The organism is Curtobacterium sp. VKM Ac-2887, from assembly GCF_015350935.1.
In the GTDB taxonomy this organism is placed as follows: domain Bacteria; phylum Actinomycetota; class Actinomycetes; order Actinomycetales; family Microbacteriaceae; genus Curtobacterium.
The window spans coordinates 13,212-30,251 of the sequence record NZ_JADKSB010000012.1 but is presented as its reverse complement, the minus strand read 5'-3'; the positions used below and the strand labels follow the sequence as shown (position 1 = coordinate 30,251).

General features: G+C 71.6%; 17 protein-coding genes. 13 read left to right on the top strand and 4 right to left on the bottom strand.

Translation table 11 applies throughout. The annotated features are described in order from the left end of the window. From ITJ69_RS14160 to ITJ69_RS14150, 3 genes are all read right to left on the bottom strand, one after another. On the bottom strand, positions 1–1,146 hold the full coding sequence (locus ITJ69_RS14160) for a DUF475 domain-containing protein (protein WP_194673075.1): 1,146 nt from the start codon (positions 1,144–1,146) through the stop codon (positions 1–3). Positions 1,147–1,293: 147 nt separating this feature from the next. After that, positions 1,294–2,862 (bottom strand): helix-turn-helix domain-containing protein, encoded by a 1,569-nt coding sequence (locus tag ITJ69_RS14155; RefSeq protein WP_185002989.1) that lies wholly within the window; start codon positions 2,860–2,862, stop codon positions 1,294–1,296. Positions 2,863–2,969: 107 nt separating this feature from the next. After that, on the bottom strand, positions 2,970–3,914 hold the full coding sequence (locus ITJ69_RS14150; protein WP_194673074.1) for a hypothetical protein: 945 nt from the start codon (positions 3,912–3,914) through the stop codon (positions 2,970–2,972). 127 nt (positions 3,915–4,041) lie between these two features. On the opposite strand from ITJ69_RS14150, the gene ITJ69_RS14145 reads away from it, so the two are divergent. From ITJ69_RS14145 to csrA, 13 genes are all read left to right on the top strand, one after another. After that, the gene (locus ITJ69_RS14145) at positions 4,042–4,323 is read left to right on the top strand and encodes a flagellar FlbD family protein (RefSeq protein ID WP_111084138.1); all 282 of its coding nucleotides are present in this window, start codon (positions 4,042–4,044) and stop codon (positions 4,321–4,323) included. Position 4,324: 1 nt separating this feature from the next. After that, complete coding sequence (locus ITJ69_RS14140) at positions 4,325–5,149, top strand: motility protein A (protein ID WP_194673073.1); 825 nt, start codon at positions 4,325–4,327, stop codon at positions 5,147–5,149. A 2-nt stretch (positions 5,150–5,151) separates the two neighbouring features. Beyond that, entirely contained in the window at positions 5,152–6,081 is a 930-nt protein-coding gene (locus ITJ69_RS14135; RefSeq protein WP_159573533.1) for an OmpA/MotB family protein, read from the top strand. Between the two features lie 88 nt (positions 6,082–6,169). Then, a complete protein-coding gene (locus tag ITJ69_RS14130) occupies positions 6,170–7,048 on the top strand; it encodes a flagellar motor switch protein FliM (RefSeq protein WP_133936637.1) in 879 nt (292 codons plus the stop codon). Then, a complete protein-coding gene (fliN, locus tag ITJ69_RS14125; RefSeq protein ID WP_194673072.1) occupies positions 7,048–7,752 on the top strand; it encodes a flagellar motor switch protein FliN in 705 nt (234 codons plus the stop codon). Before ITJ69_RS14130 ends, fliN begins: the two co-directional genes overlap by 1 nt. A 7-nt stretch (positions 7,753–7,759) precedes the next feature. After that, on the top strand, positions 7,760–8,299 hold the full coding sequence (locus ITJ69_RS14120) for a FliO/MopB family protein (protein ID WP_194673071.1): 540 nt from the start codon (positions 7,760–7,762) through the stop codon (positions 8,297–8,299). Further along, entirely contained in the window at positions 8,296–9,114 is an 819-nt protein-coding gene (gene fliP, locus ITJ69_RS14115; RefSeq protein ID WP_123339579.1) for a flagellar type III secretion system pore protein FliP, read from the top strand. Before ITJ69_RS14120 ends, fliP begins: the two co-directional genes overlap by 4 nt. Before the next feature lie 9 nt (positions 9,115–9,123). Beyond that, complete coding sequence (fliQ, locus tag ITJ69_RS14110) at positions 9,124–9,399, top strand: flagellar biosynthesis protein FliQ (protein ID WP_111084131.1); 276 nt, start codon at positions 9,124–9,126, stop codon at positions 9,397–9,399. After that, a complete protein-coding gene (locus tag ITJ69_RS14105; RefSeq protein WP_123339580.1) occupies positions 9,399–10,157 on the top strand; it encodes a flagellar biosynthetic protein FliR in 759 nt (252 codons plus the stop codon). The genes fliQ and ITJ69_RS14105 overlap by 1 nt, the downstream gene beginning before the upstream one ends. A 6-nt stretch (positions 10,158–10,163) precedes the next feature. Further along, positions 10,164–11,357 carry an EscU/YscU/HrcU family type III secretion system export apparatus switch protein gene (locus ITJ69_RS14100; protein WP_194673070.1) on the top strand — a complete coding sequence of 398 codons (1,194 nt, stop codon included), beginning with the start codon at positions 10,164–10,166 and terminating at the stop codon, positions 11,355–11,357. Next, positions 11,354–13,408, top strand: a complete 2,055-nt coding sequence (locus tag ITJ69_RS14095; protein ID WP_123938084.1) for a flagellar biosynthesis protein FlhA — start codon at positions 11,354–11,356, stop codon at positions 13,406–13,408. Before ITJ69_RS14100 ends, ITJ69_RS14095 begins: the two co-directional genes overlap by 4 nt. Next, on the top strand, positions 13,383–14,315 hold the full coding sequence (locus tag ITJ69_RS14090) for a hypothetical protein (protein ID WP_194673069.1): 933 nt from the start codon (positions 13,383–13,385) through the stop codon (positions 14,313–14,315). Before ITJ69_RS14095 ends, ITJ69_RS14090 begins: the two co-directional genes overlap by 26 nt. Positions 14,316–14,319: 4 nt before the next feature. Continuing rightward, on the top strand, positions 14,320–14,595 hold the full coding sequence (gene csrA, locus ITJ69_RS14085) for a carbon storage regulator CsrA (RefSeq protein ID WP_123938082.1): 276 nt from the start codon (positions 14,320–14,322) through the stop codon (positions 14,593–14,595). Between the two features lie 95 nt (positions 14,596–14,690). On the opposite strand, the gene ITJ69_RS14080 is transcribed toward csrA, so the two are convergent. Further along, positions 14,691–16,826: an acyl-CoA dehydrogenase gene (locus ITJ69_RS14080; protein WP_194673068.1), complete on the bottom strand. Its 2,136-nt coding sequence runs from the start codon at positions 16,824–16,826 to the stop codon at positions 14,691–14,693. Positions 16,827–17,040: the final 214 nt, after the last annotated feature.

Genomic DNA, 17,040 nt, shown 5'->3' with positions numbered 1-17,040 from the left:
TCACGGAGCGAGACCGCTGCTGCTGCGCGACCTCGCGGATCCCCGCGCCACCCGACGCCACCACGCCCGCCACGGCAACGAGCTCGCGAGCGCCGAACCGATCACCACGCTGCCGAACCAGGCGACGACGACCCCCGGGATCGGCACGAGCAGGCTCGCCCACAGCAGCACCGCGAGCACCCCGAGCACGTACGCCGCCCCGGCCTTCAGGTACCGCAGCCGCTTCAGCCCCGCGGCTTCGTCCAACCGCGAGGTCAACCGCGCCAGGAACACGGCACCGACACCGATCGCCGCCACGGCGACCGCCGCCTGTTCGAGCGCTCCGAGGCCGTCGGCGCCGAGGGTCCCGGACCCGGACAGGCTGTACACACCGTCCAGGATCTCGAACAGCATGAACACCACGAGCCCCCGCTCGAACACCACCGTCGACGCGTAGGCGTGGATCCGCCAGGCACCCCGCCCGACCCCGATCGACGCGGTGTCCGAGCCGACGCCGTCGAGCGCCCAGGCGGCGACGCGCTTCGACCCGAGGTACGCGACGATGCCCGCCGCACCGCCGAGCACGACCGGCAGCAGGGCTCCCGGCGACCATGCGCGGTCGACACCGACGAGGACGGCCGTGACGGCGACCCCCGTCGCAGCGGTGACCAGCGACCAGACGCGAGGACGCGCGACGGCGGCGAGCCGGGCCTCCAGGCGGCCCAGCCAGGACCTGCGCGACGCACGGTCCGTGTTGAACAGGTACTCGGCGAACACGAGCCAGATGAAGGCGGCGCCGAAGGCGGCGAGGGCGGGTCGCACCTCGGCGAGGTGCGCCGAGAACGAGCCAGGCGCGAAGACGGCTTCCTGCACGGAGCTCGCGGGGTCGGTCGCGTCGCCGACCGCGACCGCCGCCGGCGGCAGGAGCAGCCGCATCGCGAGGACGCCCGCGACGATCCCGAGCGACAGGAACAGCCGTCGGGCGGGGGAGTGCAGCCGTCCGGCGATGCCGGCCATCGGCACCGACGAGTCGGCGGCCATCGCGATCTCGAGGAGCGCGAGCGCGACGAACGCCAGGGCGGCGGCGGGGCCGAGGACGAACCAGGCCGCCGCGGCGGCCGCGACGGTGATGAGCAGGGGGACGGTCAAGAGCGATCTCGTGGCCATCACCCCATCCAGCACCGGTCGCCTGGGTGGGTGGTGGAGCGCTCCTGCGCATCAGCCTGGAGGCACGGGTCGATCCGCGCAGAACGGGTGACGGCCCGTCCCCACTTGCGGGGACGGGCCGTCGGGTCACGCGGGCAGGCGGTCGCCTCAGTCGTGGAACGTCTCGATGGACGCGCCGAGGGAGTTCAGCCGTTCCTGCAGCTGCTCGTAGCCGCGGGCGATGATGCCCACGTTCCGCAGCACGCTCTCGCCCTTCGCCGCGAGCATCGCCAGCAGGATGACCACCGCGGGCCGGAGCGCCGGCGGGCAGCTGATCTCGGCGCCGGAGAAGTGCGTCGGACCGGTGACGTCGAGGCGGTGCGGGTCGCGCAGGGTGACGCTCGCGCCGAGGCGGGTCAGGTCGAGCAGGTGGATCGCCCGGCCTTCGTAGACCCAGTCGTGCACGAGCGTGGTGCCCTCGGCCATCGCGGCGATGACGACGAAGAACGGCAGGTTGTCGATGTTCAGCCCGGGGAACGGCATCGCGTGGATCTTGTCGATCGGGGCGTGCAGCTCGGACGGGTGCACGGTGATGTCGACCAGCCGGGTGCGGCCGTTCGCGGCGGGGTACTCGTCGGTGACGTCGAAGCGCAGCCCCATCTCGGCCAGGGTCGCGAGCTCGATCTCGAGGAACTCGATCGGCGCCCGGGTGACGGTGAGCGTGGAGTCGGTGACGATGCCGGCGGTCAGCAGGCTCATGGCCTCGACCGGGTCCTCGCTCGGCCAGTAGTCCACGACCTCGTCGATGCGGCTCTTGCCGGTGATGCGGAGCGTCGTGGTGCCGATGCCCTCGACCTGCACCCCGAGCAGCTCGAGGAAGAAGCAGAGGTCCTGCACCATGTAGTTGGGGCTGGCGTTGCGGATGACGGTCTCGCCGTCGCGGGCGGCCGCGGCGAGGATCGCGTTCTCGGTGACGGTGTCGCCGCGCTCGGTGAGGACGACGGACTTCGTGGGGACGTCCTGGTTCGCGACGCCGACCTCGTACCAGCCGGAGGTCGCCTCGACGTCGACGCCGAAGGGGCGCAGCGCGATGAGGTGCGGTTCGACCGTGCGGGTGCCGAGGTCGCAGCCGCCGGCGTAGGGGAGCCGGAAGGACTCGTACCGGCCGCTGAGCGGGCCGAGGAACATCAGGACGCTGCGGGTGCGGCGGGCGGCGTCGGCGTCGATCGCGTCGAGGTGCAGGTCGGACGGGGCGACGATCTCGAGGGTCTCGCCGTCCTCGGACCACGTGACGCTCGCGCCGAGGCTGCGGAGCACGTCGATGATCCGGTCGACCTCGACGATCCGGGCGACCTTGTGCAGGCGGGTGACACCGCGGTTGAGCAGCGAGGCGCAGAGCAGCGCGACGGCGGCGTTCTTGCTCGAGTTGACGGCGATGGAGCCGCTGAGCTTCCGGCCGCCCTGCACGCGCAGGTGGGCACGCTGCGGGGCGCCGCCGATCGAGACGATCTGCTGGTCGAGGGCGTCACTGATGCGGGTGAGCATCTCGAGGGACAGGTTCTGCCCGCCCTGTTCGATGCGGTTGATCGCGCTCTGGCTGGTGCCGACGCGTTCGGCGAGTTGCGCCTGGGTCATGCTGCGGCCCTTGCGGGCGCCCCGGATGAGGGCACCGACCTCGCGAAGCGGGGCGGCGGATGCCGGGGTGGCCGGCGAGACGACGGTGGTGGTGTCGGACATGGCGCCAACGTAACACGCTCATGAGATAAAAGGACTGGAGAACGACACCCGTTGCGCGCCCCGAGGTCTCGAATACGTCACAGCTGAGAATTCGGGGGACGAAGATGTCAGTCGAGTCGCCGCCAGACGCCGAAGTTGCCGGGACGAGCCCACGCCTCCCCGGCGCCCGCAGCCCGATCGTGCTCGGTCAGGCGGTAGGCCGAGTCCGGCGTCCAGCCGGCCACGACGCTCGCGCGGTCGTCGTCGACCTTCACCGCGTCCCCCGAGGTGCGGAACCACCCCGCGACGGTGAGGTGGACGACGTCGTACTCGGCGGCCACCCCGGACCAGTCGGGCAGCACCCAGGTGCCCTGCCGTCCGGTCGCCAGCCGCCAGTCGTTCCGTCGGGTGGTCGTGGTCACGTCGAGCGGCCAACGACGGCACAGCGCGGCCCAGTCGTCGGGGCCGTCGACGGTGAACACGCGAGCAGCGGGGTCGATCGGTGTGGACAGCGCACGAGCGTGCTCATGGCCGAAGGAATCCTCCACCGCCCACAGTGCAAGGGGACCGGCGGACGGGAAGGGAGCCCGGGTCGTCTGCAGGAGCGGCCACGGCGGCGTGGTCCACCAGACGCCGCTCGTCACGCCGGGACTGCCGGCAGCGACCTCGTCGCGCAGCTGCTGCGCCCAGTCGCGGAGCGCTTGCCCGGTGCTCGGGCGGCGCGGCTGGTCGTCGTCGTCGAACACGACGGTCCACGCTCCGCCCTGCGGCTCGGCGAGCTGTCGGACGACCGGACTGTCCACCGCCCAGCGCGCGATCCGCGTCAGCGCCGGCCGCAACTCGGGACGGCTGAGGAGCGCATCGGTCGCATCCGCCGGCTGCCACCAGAGCGCGCTCTCGGCAGTCGACTCGAGTGCCACCACGACGCTGTCCTCGCTGAGGACCGGCAGGGGCACGGCGGCGAGCGCGCTCGCCACGGCGTCGGGGTCGTCCGGTTGCTGCACCCCGTTGACGAGCTCGAAGCAGAACCGGCGCCCCCGCGGGTGGTCGAGCAGGTCCGCTGCGGTGATCACCAGTCAAGGCTAGTGACCGCTGCTAACGCCCCGGCCCCACCCGCCGATAGACCTCCGTGCAGGCCCACGGACGGGCAGCATCCCGCCCCACGGACGGCGGCGGGACGATCGAGAACCAGGACGGGCCATGATCGTCGTCACACGACTCAACGGCAGCGCATTCGCTGTCAACCCCGACCTCGTGGAGCGCATCCACGAGACGCCGGACACGACGCTCATCATGGTCGACGGGGCGAAGTACATCGTCCGCGAGTCCATGGCCGACGTCATCGACCTGATCGCCGCGTACCGCGCCCGCATCGTCGGCATGGCCTACGGCACCGACCTGCCGAACACGCGGAACGCCACCGGCCCCCAGCCGACGCTCACCGCGGTCGCACCCCTCCGCACGCAGGACGGGGGACGCTGACGTGGACATCGCGACGATCATCGGGATCCTGCTCGCCTTCGGCGCCCTGTTCGGCATGGTCGAGATGGAGCACGTCGAGCTCGCCGGGCTGTTCCTGCCCGCGCCGATGCTGCTCGTGTTCGGTGCCACCATCGGCTGCGGCATCGCGAGCACCACGCTGAAGGACGCCATCGCGAGCTTCAAGGCCGTCCCGAAGGCGTTCACCGGCAAGGTCACGCCGCCGCAATCGGTCATCGACGACGTCGTGGGCCTGGCGGAGACGGCTCGCTCGAACGGTCTGCTCGCCCTCGAGCAGGAGGCCGACAAGCACGACGACCCGTTCATGAAGAAGGCGCTGCAGAACATCGCGGACGGCACCGACGGCGACGAGCTGCGGATCCTGCTCGAGGACGAGATCGAGTCGAACGCGGCCCCCACGCGCAGTGCGAGTGCGTTCTTCATGGGGCTCGGCGGCTTCGCCCCGACGGTCGGCATCATCGGCACCGTCGTGTCCCTGACCCACGTGCTCGCGAACCTCGGCAAGCCCGACGAGCTCGGCCCCCTCATCGCGAGTGCGTTCGTCGCGACCCTGTGGGGCCTGCTCACCGCGAACTTCATGTGGCTGCCGATCGGCGGCAAGCTCCGGAAGCTCGCACAGCTCGAGTCGGACCGCCAGACGCTCCTGATGGAAGGGCTGCTCGCGGTCCAGGCCGGCAGCCAGCCCCGCCTGCTCGGTGAACGCCTCAAGGCGATGGTGCCGCCGGCCGCGCGCGCCGACACCTCGAAGAGCAAGGCCGGCAAGAACAAGCAGGACGCCGACGCCGACGACCAGCAGCTGGCGGCCTGACGATGAGCGCCAACCCCCGTGGGCGCGGCCGCGGTCGTGCGAAGAAGGGCCACGACGACGCCGAGCACCCCGACGAGCGCTGGATGGCCTCGTACATGGACATGATCACGGTGCTGATGTGCATGTTCCTGGTGCTGTTCGCCATGTCGACGGTCGACCAGGAGAAGTACATCGCCCTGAAGAACTCCCTGGCGACCGGCTTCGGCGAGGTGAAGTCGCAGAAGGTCGACACCGCCAGCGGCACGGTGGTGACGAAGGACCAGGTCGAGGACGGCTCCGGGTACTCGACCGACAAGTCGCAGGCCGACCACTCGACGGCGTCGTCCGGCACGAAGGACACCAACGTCGACCCCGCGTCGACCGTCGTGCCGGTGACCGCGACGAAGCAGGACCTCGCCGACGCCCAGAAGGAGCTCGACGACCTCACCGCGATCGAGCAGGCGATCAAGCAGAACCTCGCGAAGGCGGGGCAGACCGCGAACGTGCAGTTCACCGTCGACGCCCGTGGCCTGATCGTCCGGCTCGTCGGCAGTGAGACCTACTTCGGCACGAACAGCGCGGACCTGTCCGACCAGGCGAGGTCGATCATGGACGCGATCGCCCCGGTCCTGCAGACGAGCCACCACGACGTCAGTGTCGAGGGGCACGCCGACCAGCGGAACTCGACGGCGCCGTACGCCACCAACTGGGAGCTCAGCGCGGCCCGGGCGACGGGGGTGCTGCGCGACCTCGTCGAGCGTGGCGGGATGCCGGGCGACCACGTGCAGAGCGTCGGCTTCGGGTCGAGCCGGCCGCTCGCGAAGGGCGGGACCGACCAGGACCTCGCCCTGAACCGACGGGTCGACATCGTGGTGCTGTCGAACGCCGACCAGGACGTCAGCGCGCTGATGCCGGCACTGGCGAAGGCGCAGGACGGAGCACGCCAGGGCTGACGCACGACCGACGGGGCTGGAGACCCCGCATCCCCAGTACGGGGTACAGCACTGACGGGTGCCGCACAGGCGACCGATAGACGCACCCGTGACCGAGACCCTGCCAGCGCCCGAGGTGTACGACTTCGCGCGCCCGTCGACGCTCGCCCGCGAGCACGCCCGGGTCCTCGAGCTCGCGTTCGAGACCTTCGCGCGGCAGTGGGGCACGCAGCTCACCGCGAAGGTGCGCGCCGTGAGCCAGGTCACCTGCGAGCAGGTGCAGATGGTGACGTACGACGAGTACGCCGCCTCGCTGCCCGCGCTCACCGGCATGGTGCTGCTGCCGATCGCGGACGTCGCCCCGAAGGGCGTCCTGCAGGTCCCGCTCGACGCCGCGCTGACCTGGGTCTCGCACGCCCTCGGCGCCTCGAAGCCGCTGCCGACCCCGGAGCGCACCTTCACGCCCATCGAGCAGGCCCTCGTGCGCAAGATCGTCGAGGACGCCCTCGACGACCTCCGCTACTCGTTCGGCGGGTTGCTCGCGCACGACGTCACGGCTGGTGGCTTCCAGTTCAACTCGCAGTTCGCCCAGGCCGCCCAGAAGGGCGACCTGATGATCGTCGCGGCGTTCTCGATCCGCGTCGGCGACCGCGTCGCCCCCGGCACGCTCGCGTTGCCGGCCGAGGCCGTGCTGCCGCAGCTCGGCGAGGCCGCCGCGCACGTGTCGCCCGCCGACGCCCAGGCCCTGCTCGACGCGCAGCTCGCAGGCGTCCCCGTCGGCGTCAGCCTGCGCTTCGCCCCGGCGACGGTCCTGCCCACGCAGGTGCTCCGGCTCGCGGTCGGCGACGTCCTGCCGCTGCCGCACCCGCAGCACCGCCCCCTCACCATCGCGGTCGACGGTGAACCCGTCGGCACCGCCGCGGTCGGCGCGAACGGCTCGCGCCTCGCCGGCATCGTCGTCACCACCACGAGCACGGAGCAGCACTGATGACCGAAACGACCACCCTCCAGACCACCGCCGCCGAGTCGCTCGCGGCGCAGCTCCCGACGGCCGTCCCGCTGGGTGCGCTGCTGCTGCCGGGAGGCGCGACCCCGGTCGTGCTCGAAGCGGCGACCGACGCCGTGGTCGCGTCGTTCGTCGGCGGCCTGTCGGCCGATCTGGCCCTCGTGCTCACCGACCTCGAGGCCGTGATCGCGGCCGGCGGCACCGACCACGGGATCGTGGCCGTCACCGACGTGCTGCGTCCGTCGCTCGAGGCCGCCGCGTCCGTGCTCGGCGTGGGGGTCCTCGGCGAGGCGAGCCGCGAGTCGGCGGCGGCGCTGCTGGCCGACCCCGACACGGTGGTGTTCGAGCTGACCGCCGGTGGTGTCCCGAGCGGCTGGTTCGGCATCCGGGTGCGCGAGCACGGCACGGTCTCGGCCGCCGCACCCGTCGGGGTGCCCGCCAGCAACCTCGGCCGCATCAACAACGTCGAGATGACCCTGACCGTGGAGATCGGTCGCACCCGCATGTCGGTCCGCGACGTGCTCGGCATGGAGCCCGGCGCGGTCGTCGAACTCGACCGCAGCGCCGGTGCGCCCGCCGACGTCCTGCTGAACGGTCGTCTCATCGCGCACGGCGAGGTCGTCGTCGTCGACCAGGACTACGCCGTCCGGATCACCCGCATCCTCGACGTCGCCGAATCCCTCTGAGCCCCGCGTGGACACCCTCCTCATCACGCTCCGCGTCGCGCTGTCGCTCGGCGTCGTGCTCGCCCTCATGTGGGTGCTGCACCGTGCCAGCAAGAAGCGCTTCGCCGGCAAGACCTCCGGGCGCCGTGCGGCGACCGTCGAGGTCGTCGGTCGCCAGGGCCTCGGCGGCAAGGCGAGCGTCGTGGTGGTGGACGTCGAGGGGGAGCGCCTGGTGCTCGGGGTCTCCGAGCAGGGCGTCAGCCTGTTGACGAGCGGGCAGGCGCCCGCTCCGGAGCTCACCATCGTGACCGGACCCGTGCAGCTGCCCGTGCGGCCCGCCCCGTCGGCCGACGTGTTCGGTCAGGAACTGGCGCTGCAGGCGGACGCCCCCACGGGCCTCCCGTCCGACCGAACGGAAGCGACGGCGCAGCCCCTGCCGATGCGCCCGCGCAACCGTCGTCCGCAGCGCACCACGGTGCCGACCGCGCAGCAGCTGCAGGGCTCGATCCTGTCGGTCGACACCTGGCGGCAGGCGGCCGCCGCCCTGCGGAACCGGCGCGCCGGGTGACCGCGGTCCGCACCGGACGCACCGCAGCCCTCGTCCTGCTCGGGCTGGCGGTCGTCGCCGGCTTCCTCATGCTCACCGCGACCGGTGCCCACGCCGCCGGCGTCGTCGAACCGACCGCCCCCGCGACGCCGACCGCTCCCGCGAACGGCGACTTCAGCGTCAGCGTGAACGGTCCGGACGGCACCCCGTCGTCGGCCGTCGTGACGCTCATCGGCATCACGCTGCTGAGCGTCGCCCCGGCGCTCATGCTCATGATGACGTCGTTCACGAAGATCTTCGTCGTCCTCGCGATGACGCGGAACGCCCTGGGGCTGCAGTCGATCCCGCCGAACCAGGTGATCGCGGGCCTGGCGCTGTTCCTGTCGCTGTTCGTGATGGCGCCGGTGCTCGGGCACATCAACGACGACGCCCTGCAGCCCTACCTGGCCGGCCACCTCGACTTCAACCAGGCCGTCGAGATCGGCACGAAGCCGCTCCGGACCTTCATGCTGCACCAGACCCGTGACGAGGACGTCGCCCTGATCACCCGCGCCGCAGGGCTCGACAACCCGAAGTCGATGGCCGACGTGCCGATGACGACCGTCATCCCGGCGTTCATCATCTCGGAGCTCCGCAGCGCGTTCATCATCGGGTTCGTCATCTTCATCCCGTTCCTGGTGATCGACCTCGTCGTCTCGGCGGCGCTCATGTCGATGGGCATGATGATGCTCCCGCCGGTCATGATCTCGCTGCCCTTCAAGATCCTGCTCTTCGTCCTGGTCGACGGCTGGGGCCTCATCATCACGTCGCTCATCGAGAGCTACCACGTTGTCTAGGGGGCGGGCATGAACCAGCAGGCCGTCATCGACCTGGTCCTCCAGGCGCTCCTGGTCGCGGGCAAGCTCGCCGCTCCGGTGCTCGTCACGTCGCTCGTCGTCGGGTTCGCGATCTCGCTGTTCCAGTCCGTGACCCAGATCCAGGAGGTCACGCTCTCGTTCGTGCCGAAGGCCGTCGCCGTCGCGATCGCCCTGGTCGTCTGCGGCAACTGGATGATCTCGGAGATGGTGGCGTTCACGCACGTCGCCTTCGACATGATCCCGAAGCTCCTCGGCAGCGGCTGATGGAGCTCGCGATCAACGCCGACCGTCTGGAGGCGACCATGCTCGCCGGCGTCCGGCTCGTCGCGTTCTTCGTCATCGCGCCGCCGTTCTCGTACCGGGCGTTCCCCGGCACCGTGAAGGTGATCCTCGGGCTCGGCCTGGCGATCGGCGTCGCCCCCCGCGTCGCCGTCGGCTACGAGTCGCTCGACACCGGGCCCTTCCTGCTCGCGCTGCTCACCCAGCTCGTCGTCGGGTTGTCGCTCGGCTTCCTGGTGTTCCTGGTGTTCGCCGCGGTGCAGTCCGCCGGTGCGCTCATCGACCTGTTCGGCGGGTTCACGCTCGCGCAGGCGTTCGACCCGCAGTCGCAGGTCAACGGCGCCCAGTTCACCCGGCTGTTCCAGATGGCGGCGCTCGCGCTCCTGTTCACCTCGGGCGGGTACCAGCTCATCGTCGGTGGGCTCGTGCGGTCCTTCGACGCCGTGCCCCTCACCGGCAGCTTCGCGGTCGACGGTCTGGCCCACCTGCTCGTGGCGGCGATGTCGCAGATGTTCCTGGCGACGCTGCAGATCGCTGGACCGCTGGTGGTCGTGCTGTTCCTGGCGGACGTCGGCCTCGGCCTGCTCACCCGTGTCGCGCCGGCCCTCAACGCGTTCCAGATGGGGTTCCCGATCAAGATCGGGCTGACGGTCCTGTTCGCCGGTGCGCTCTTCATGGCCCTGCCCTCGGTGGTGTCGTCGCTGACCGGCGACGCCGTCCAGGCGATCACGGGACGGGGGTGAGGCACCGTGTCCGACAGTGGTGAGAAGTCCGAGAAGGCCACCCAGAAACGCATGCAGGAGGTCCACCGGAAGGGCCAGCTCGGCCGGTCCCAGGACCTCGGTGCGTGGATCGGCATCGCCGTCGTCGCCCTCATGGTGCCGTCGATGATCGGCAACGCGGCGGCCGCCGGCACGGCACAGCTCGTCGCCGTGCAGTCCGTCATCGCGAACCCGACGATCGGCACCATGAACCACGTGTTCGGCGACGCGATGGCCAGTGTCGGCGCGACCCTCGGCCCGATGCTCGCGGTGGTGCTCGTCGCCGTCACCGCGGCCGCCGTCGCGCAGGGCGGGGTGCACATCCGGAAGCTCGCGCCCGAGGCGTCGCACTTCGACCCCATCGCGGGCCTGAAGCGCGTGTTCGGCGTCCAGGCGCTCTGGAACGGGGCGAAGGCGCTGCTGAAGACCACCGTCGTCGGCCTCGTGCTCTGGTTCGCCGTGCAGGGCCTGATGCCCGTGCTCATGACCAGCGGCTCGCTGCCGTTGTCCGCCGTGCTCGAGGCCGCAGCGGACGGCGCGGGCACCCTGCTCCGCGCCGCGATCGCCGCCGGCCTCGTCCTCGCCGCGATCGACGTGCTCGTGGTCATCCGCCGCAACCGCAAGCGCACCATGATGACCAAGCGCGAGGTCAAGGACGAGCAGAAGAAGAGCGACGGCGACCCGCTCGTCAAGGGTCAGCGCCGCTCCCGCCAGCTCGCGATGAGCCGCAACCGGATGATCCAGGCGGTCGGCACCGCGGACGTCGTCATGACGAACCCGACCCACTACGCCGTCGCGCTCAAGTACGAGCCGGGCAAGGCCGCACCGCGGGTGGTCGCGAAGGGCGCCGGGCCCGTCGCCGACGTCATCCGTGCCCGGGCGGAAGCGGACCGTGTGCCGATCGTGCGCGACGTCCCACTCACCCGAGCGCTGCACGCCGCGTGCGAGCTCGGGCACGAGATCCCCGTCGACCTGTACACGCCGGTCGCCCGGGTGCTGTCGTTCGTGATGGCCCTGAAGGCCCGCGGCGCCGCTGCCGGCACCCACGCACCGCCGAGGCCGACCACGCCCGACGAGGTGGCGAGCGTCATCGACCCGGCCACGCTGACCGGTGACCTCCGCCCCCGCAAACTCCGCGCACCGCGCATCGCCGAGACCCCGACCGAAGGACTCCCCGCATGAACCGCAAGGACCTGCCGAAGCTCGTCGTCCCGGTGTTCATCGTCGGCATCATCCTGCTGCTGATCCTGCCGGTGCCGTCGTTCCTGCTCGACTTCCTGATCATCATCAACATCCTGCTGGCGCTGGTGATCCTGCTCACGACGCTGTTCGTGAAGAAGCCGCTCGACTTCTCGGTGTTCCCGTCGCTGCTGCTCGTCGCGACGCTGTTCCGCCTCGGCCTGAACGTGGCGTCGACCCGGCTCGTGCTCGGCGAGGGCTTCGCCGGCGACGTCATCCAGGCGTTCGGCCACGTCGCCGTGTCCGGGTCGATCATCATCGGCGCGGTGATCTTCCTGATCCTCATCGTCATCCAGTTCGTCGTCGTGACGAAGGGTGCCGAGCGCGTCGCCGAGGTCGGGGCACGGTTCACCCTCGACGCCATGCCCGGCAAGCAGATGGCGATCGACGCCGACCTGAACGCCGGGCTCATCACCGACCAGCAGGCGAAGGACCGCCGCGCCGCGGTCTCCGCCGAGGCCGACTTCTACGGCGCGATGGACGGCGCCTCGAAGTTCGTCAAGGGCGACGCGATCGCCGGCATCCTGATCATCATCATCAACCTGGTCGGCGGTATCGCGATCGGCATGCTGCAGAACGGGCTCTCCGCCACCGACGCCCTGTCGAAGTACGGCATCCTGACGATCGGCGACGGCCTCGTCACGCAGATCCCGGCCCTGCTCATGGCGGTCTCCACCGGCATGATCGTCACCCGCTCCGGCGCGGAGTCCGAGATGGGGGCCTCGGCCGCCACCCAGCTGTCGCAGTCGCGCAACGCCCTGATGATCGCCGGCGTCGCCGCCATCGCGATGGGGTTCATCCCCGGCATGCCGATCCTGCCCTTCCTGCTCGTCGGTGCGACCCTGCTGTTCACCGCGTGGCGCATCGGCCGGAACGCCGCGAACGCCGAGTCGGCCGCCGCCGAGCAGCAGGCCCTCGAGGCCGCCGCGCCTTCCGGCGACACCCCCGAGGACCTCATCGAGCAGATGCGCGTGCACGCCCTCGAGATCCTGCTGGCGCCCGACCTGGTCGACATGGTGTCCGGCGCCTCCGACGACCTGCTCGGCCGGGTCCGTGCCCTCCGTCGCAAGATCGCTGTCGACATGGGCATCGTCGTGCCGCCGGTCCGCACCCGCGACAGCATCGACCTGCCGCCGTCGACCTACGCCATCCGGATCGCCGGCGTCGAGGCCGGCCGCGGCACCGCCCCGGCCCGCAGCGTCCTGGCGCTCGGCGACCACCTGGACGGCCTGCCGGGCACCTCGACGGTCGAGCCCGTGTTCGGCCTGACCGGCAAGTGGGTGCCCGCCGAACTCCGGCACGCCGCCGAGATGACCGGCGCCACGGTGATCGACCGGGTGTCCGTGCTCGTCACGCACCTGCAGGCCGTCATCGGCGACAACGCCGCCCGTTTGCTCACCCGAGAGGACGTCAAGGTCCTGACCGAGGGCGTCAAGCAGGTCAACCCCGCCGCGGTCGAGGAACTCGTGCCGGGCATGCTCTCGATGGCCGAACTCCAGCGCGTGCTGCAGGGCCTGCTCGCCGAACGCGTGCCGATCAACGACCTCGGGCGGATCTGCGAGGCGCTGACCCTGCGCGCCAAGGCCTCCACCGACCCCGAGGGCCTGGTCGAGGCCGCCCGCGCCGCACTCGGCCCCGCCCTCGCAGCCCGGTACACCGACCAGGGCACCCTGCGCGTCATCATGATCGACCCGCTGCTCGAGCAGTCGATGCTCGAGGGCCTGCGACCATCCGAACAGGGCAGCCAGATCGTCCTCGACGCCCACCGCATCGAGCAGGTCCTGGGCTCCGTCCGCGATGCCGTGCGCAGCATCGAGGACCAGGGCCTGTCCGCCGTCCTGGTCTGCGCCCCGCAGCTCCGCCCGGCCGTGCACCGCATGGTCGCCGCCCAGTCGAACGGGCTCCCGGTGCTGTCGTACCAGGAGGCCACCGCCGCGGGCTCCACCATCGAGACCGTGGGAGTGGTCCGTGCCGCCGACCCGATTGCAGCGTAACGGCGCGACGCTCGACGAGGTCCGCGACGCCGTCCGGACCGAGTTCGGCGCGGGTGCACGGATCGTCGCCGCCGAGCGGGTCACCACGCCGGGCATCGGCGGGCTGTTCCGCAAGGCGCACGTCGAGGCCACCGTCGAGGTGCCGGAACCGGGGGAGACCCCGACCGCACGCGTCGTGATCGCCGACTCACCCGTCCAGCGGATCGGCATCGCGGCGCTGCTCGCCGACGCCGACGCGGCCGAGGCCCGCATCGCGCGCGGTGACGGCACCCAGGCGACGCGTGCCGACGCGTTCGCGTCGGTGCTCGACGGCTTCGTGGCGGACGGGATCACGGGGAGCGCCCCGCGCCCGACGCGCGCCCTGCCCGGAGCGGACGGGCCTGCGGACGTCGACCCGCGCCTCCAGGCCGTCACCGACACCCTGCCAGGAGGCCCGGCCACCGTCCCCGACGTCGCGCCCGGCCGGCGCGCGGCCCGGTCCACGGCGCCTGCCGTGCGATCTGCTGTCCCGGTAGTGCGGTCTGCTGACGGTGACCTGGTCCTGTTGGTCGGCCGGGCGAACGACGTCGACGCCGCGGCCGGGCTGTTCGCCGTCCGGCACGCGCTGCGGCCGACGGACGCCGCCGACCGGCGGTCCGCCATCCTCGCGCGTGCCGACGGCGTGCGCGACGGCCACGCGGTGCTCGCCGTCGCCGCGTGGGACGACCGGGCGACCGGCGAAGGGATCGAGGCCGACCAGGTCTGGGTGGTCGTCGACGTCGGACGGAAGCCCGAGGACACCGCGGCGATGGTGTCCGCGGTGGCCGCACGGCTGCCGGTGGCCGGTGTCGTCGCGATCGGCGCGGGGGAGACCGCCACGCCGGAGTCCGTCGACCTGCTGGGGGTCCCCGTCCTGTCGCTAGGCTGAGCGGGTGCTGGTACTCACGCGGAAGGTCGGCGAGCGGATCCTCGTCGGTGACGACATCGTCATCACGGTCCTCGACGCCCGGGGCGACGGCGTCCGGATCGGCATCGACGCACCACGCGGGGTGAAGATCCAGCGTGAAGAGGTCGTGCGGGCGGTCACCGAGGCGAACGCCGAGGCCGCTGCGGCTGCCGGCGCGACCGGTGCCTCCGGTGACGACGCCGAGGCACGGCTGCGTGCCGCGCTCGGCGGGTCCGCCCAGCCGACGGACCCGACCGAGTAGTCGCTCGCGGGCGCGCCCCGTGGCGGGCATCGCGCCCCGACTCTTCAGGGCGCGACGACGATGGCGGGGCGCGGACCGGACGGAACGACGGGCGGCTACGCGCGGGGCTTCTTCTCCTGTTCAGGGAGTCGTCCGGCTGCCGCCTCGGCGGCGAACCACGCACGGGCCTCGTCCTGGCGCGCCTGCTCCTCGCCGAGCGCGATCGGCGCCCGCACGTGGCCGGGCTCGTAGCCGAAGGTCTCGATGAGCTGCGGGACCACCGGACGGAGCCGCGCCACGAGCCGGTCGATCGACGCCGACACCGCACGGGCACGCTGCGCGCTCAGACGGCCGTGCACCAGGTACCAGTCGAGGTGCTGCTCGAGCAGTCCCAGCGCGAACAGGTCGCGCAGCCACACGAGGACCCGACGGGTGTCGCCCTCGGGGACCGCGTCGAGCCCCTCGGTGAAGGCGTCCCACTGCATGAGTTCCGCGTGGGCGCGCGCAGCCTCGATCAGCTCGTGCTGCGACCGGTTCAGGAGCACGGCCTGGCGGGCGCGGTCCTTGCCGGCGGTGTTCAGCCGGAGCCCGATCTCGGTGACCATGGTGTCCACGCGGCCGGCGAGCAGCGCGCGCTGCGTGGCGGGGTCGTGCAGGTCCGTGACGCTCGCGGCGAGCGACCCGCGGTCGGCGACGGTCTGGCCCAGCCGGCGGAGGCCCGAGGCGTCCGCGAGCTTCGCGCCCACCTGCGACGCGACGAACTTGGCGGTCGACGCGGCGTCGCGCGGCGCGCGCTTCCGGAAGTCGGTGAGCAAACGCTTGCCGACGAGCTGCAGCAGGACGGTGTTGTCGCCCTCGAACGTCACGTAGACGTCGAGGTCGGCGCGCAGGCTCGTCAGGCGGTTCTCCGCGAGGAAGCCGGCGCCGCCGCAGGCCTCGCGGCACTCCTGCAGGGTGTCGAGCGCGGACCACGTCGACAGTGACTTGAACGCGGCGGCCTGGGTCTCCAGGTCCTCGCGGCGCTCCGGGGTGTCGGCACGCCCGCTGAACACGTCGTCGAAGGTGCGGAGCAGCTGCTCGTGCGCGAACGACTGCGCGAACACCGTCGCCAGACGGGGGATGAGCCGGCGCTGGTGCCGGCCGTAGTCGAGCAGGACGCCCTCGACACCGCCCGCCGTCGGGAACTGCCGGCGCTGCATCGCGTACGTCAGCGCGATCTGCAGCCCGATCTTCTGGGCGACGACCGCGGCACCGTCGAGCGACACGCGGCCCTGCACCAGGGTGCCGAGCATCGTGAAGAAGCGGCGTCCGGGCGAGTCGATCGGCGAGCTGTAGGTGCCGTCCTCGGCGACGTCGCCGTAGCGGTTCAGCAGGTTCGTGCGGGGGACGCGGACGTGGTCGAAGTGCAGCCGGCCGTTGTCGATGCCGTTCAGGCCGCCCTTGACGCCGTCGTCCTCGCCGCCGACGCCCGGCAGGAACGCGCCGTCGTCGTCACGGAGCGGCACGTAGAACGCGTGCACGCCGTGGTCGACGCCCTGGGTGACGAGCTTCGCGAAGACGACGGCCGCCTTGCCGTGCAGGGCCGCGTTGCCGATGTAGTCCTTCCACGCCCCGCGGAACGGCGTGTGCACGACGAACTCCTGCGTGGCGGGGTCGTAGGTCGCTGACGTGGCGATGTTCTGCACGTCCGAACCGTGGCCGGTCTCGGTCATGGCGAAGCAGCCGGGGACGTCGAACCCGATGATGCCGGGCAGGAACTCCTCGTGGTTCCGTGCGGTGCCGAGGTGGTGCACCGCGGAGCCGAACAGGCCCCACTGCACGCCGGCCTTGATCTGCAGCGACGGGTCGGCGGTGGTGATCTCCTCGAACGCCGCCAGGTTGCCGCCGTGGTTGTCCTGGCCGCCGAGCTCGGGCGGGTACGGGCGCTGGATGGCTCCGGCGTCGACCAGGATCTGCAGCTGCTCGAACGCGCGGGCACGGTGCTCGATGGTGCCGAGTCCCTCGGTCTTGTGCAGTGCGGGGTCGAGCACGAGGCGGCGGGAGATCCGGCGGTCCTCGGCCCAGCGGCCGAGCAGGAGGGTCTCGACCATGTCGACGTCGATGCGGATGTCGGTGTGCTTGCCCGCGTTGTCGCTCGTGTGCTTGCTCGCGTTCTTGCCCGAGTTCTCGCTGGCGTTCGTGCCCGGGTTCACGCCGGCGTCGTGCTTCGCCGTGGGCGTGCCGGTGTGCTGCGCGGATGCGGTGTCGACCATGGTCGGAGTCCTCCTGAACTGCGGTGTCCGGTGTTGCGCTCCCCACGCTAGACACCACCGCCGGGAGCCGACGGAACGCCGTGCGGGCCGCACAACGCTGCCCGGCACGGACCGACCACGATGGTGGGAACCCTCCAACTGCACGCGTCGATCGATTTGATGAGCACCCATCAACGATTGGGCGCGCCACCGGCCCGCGGGGCAGACTGGCCGA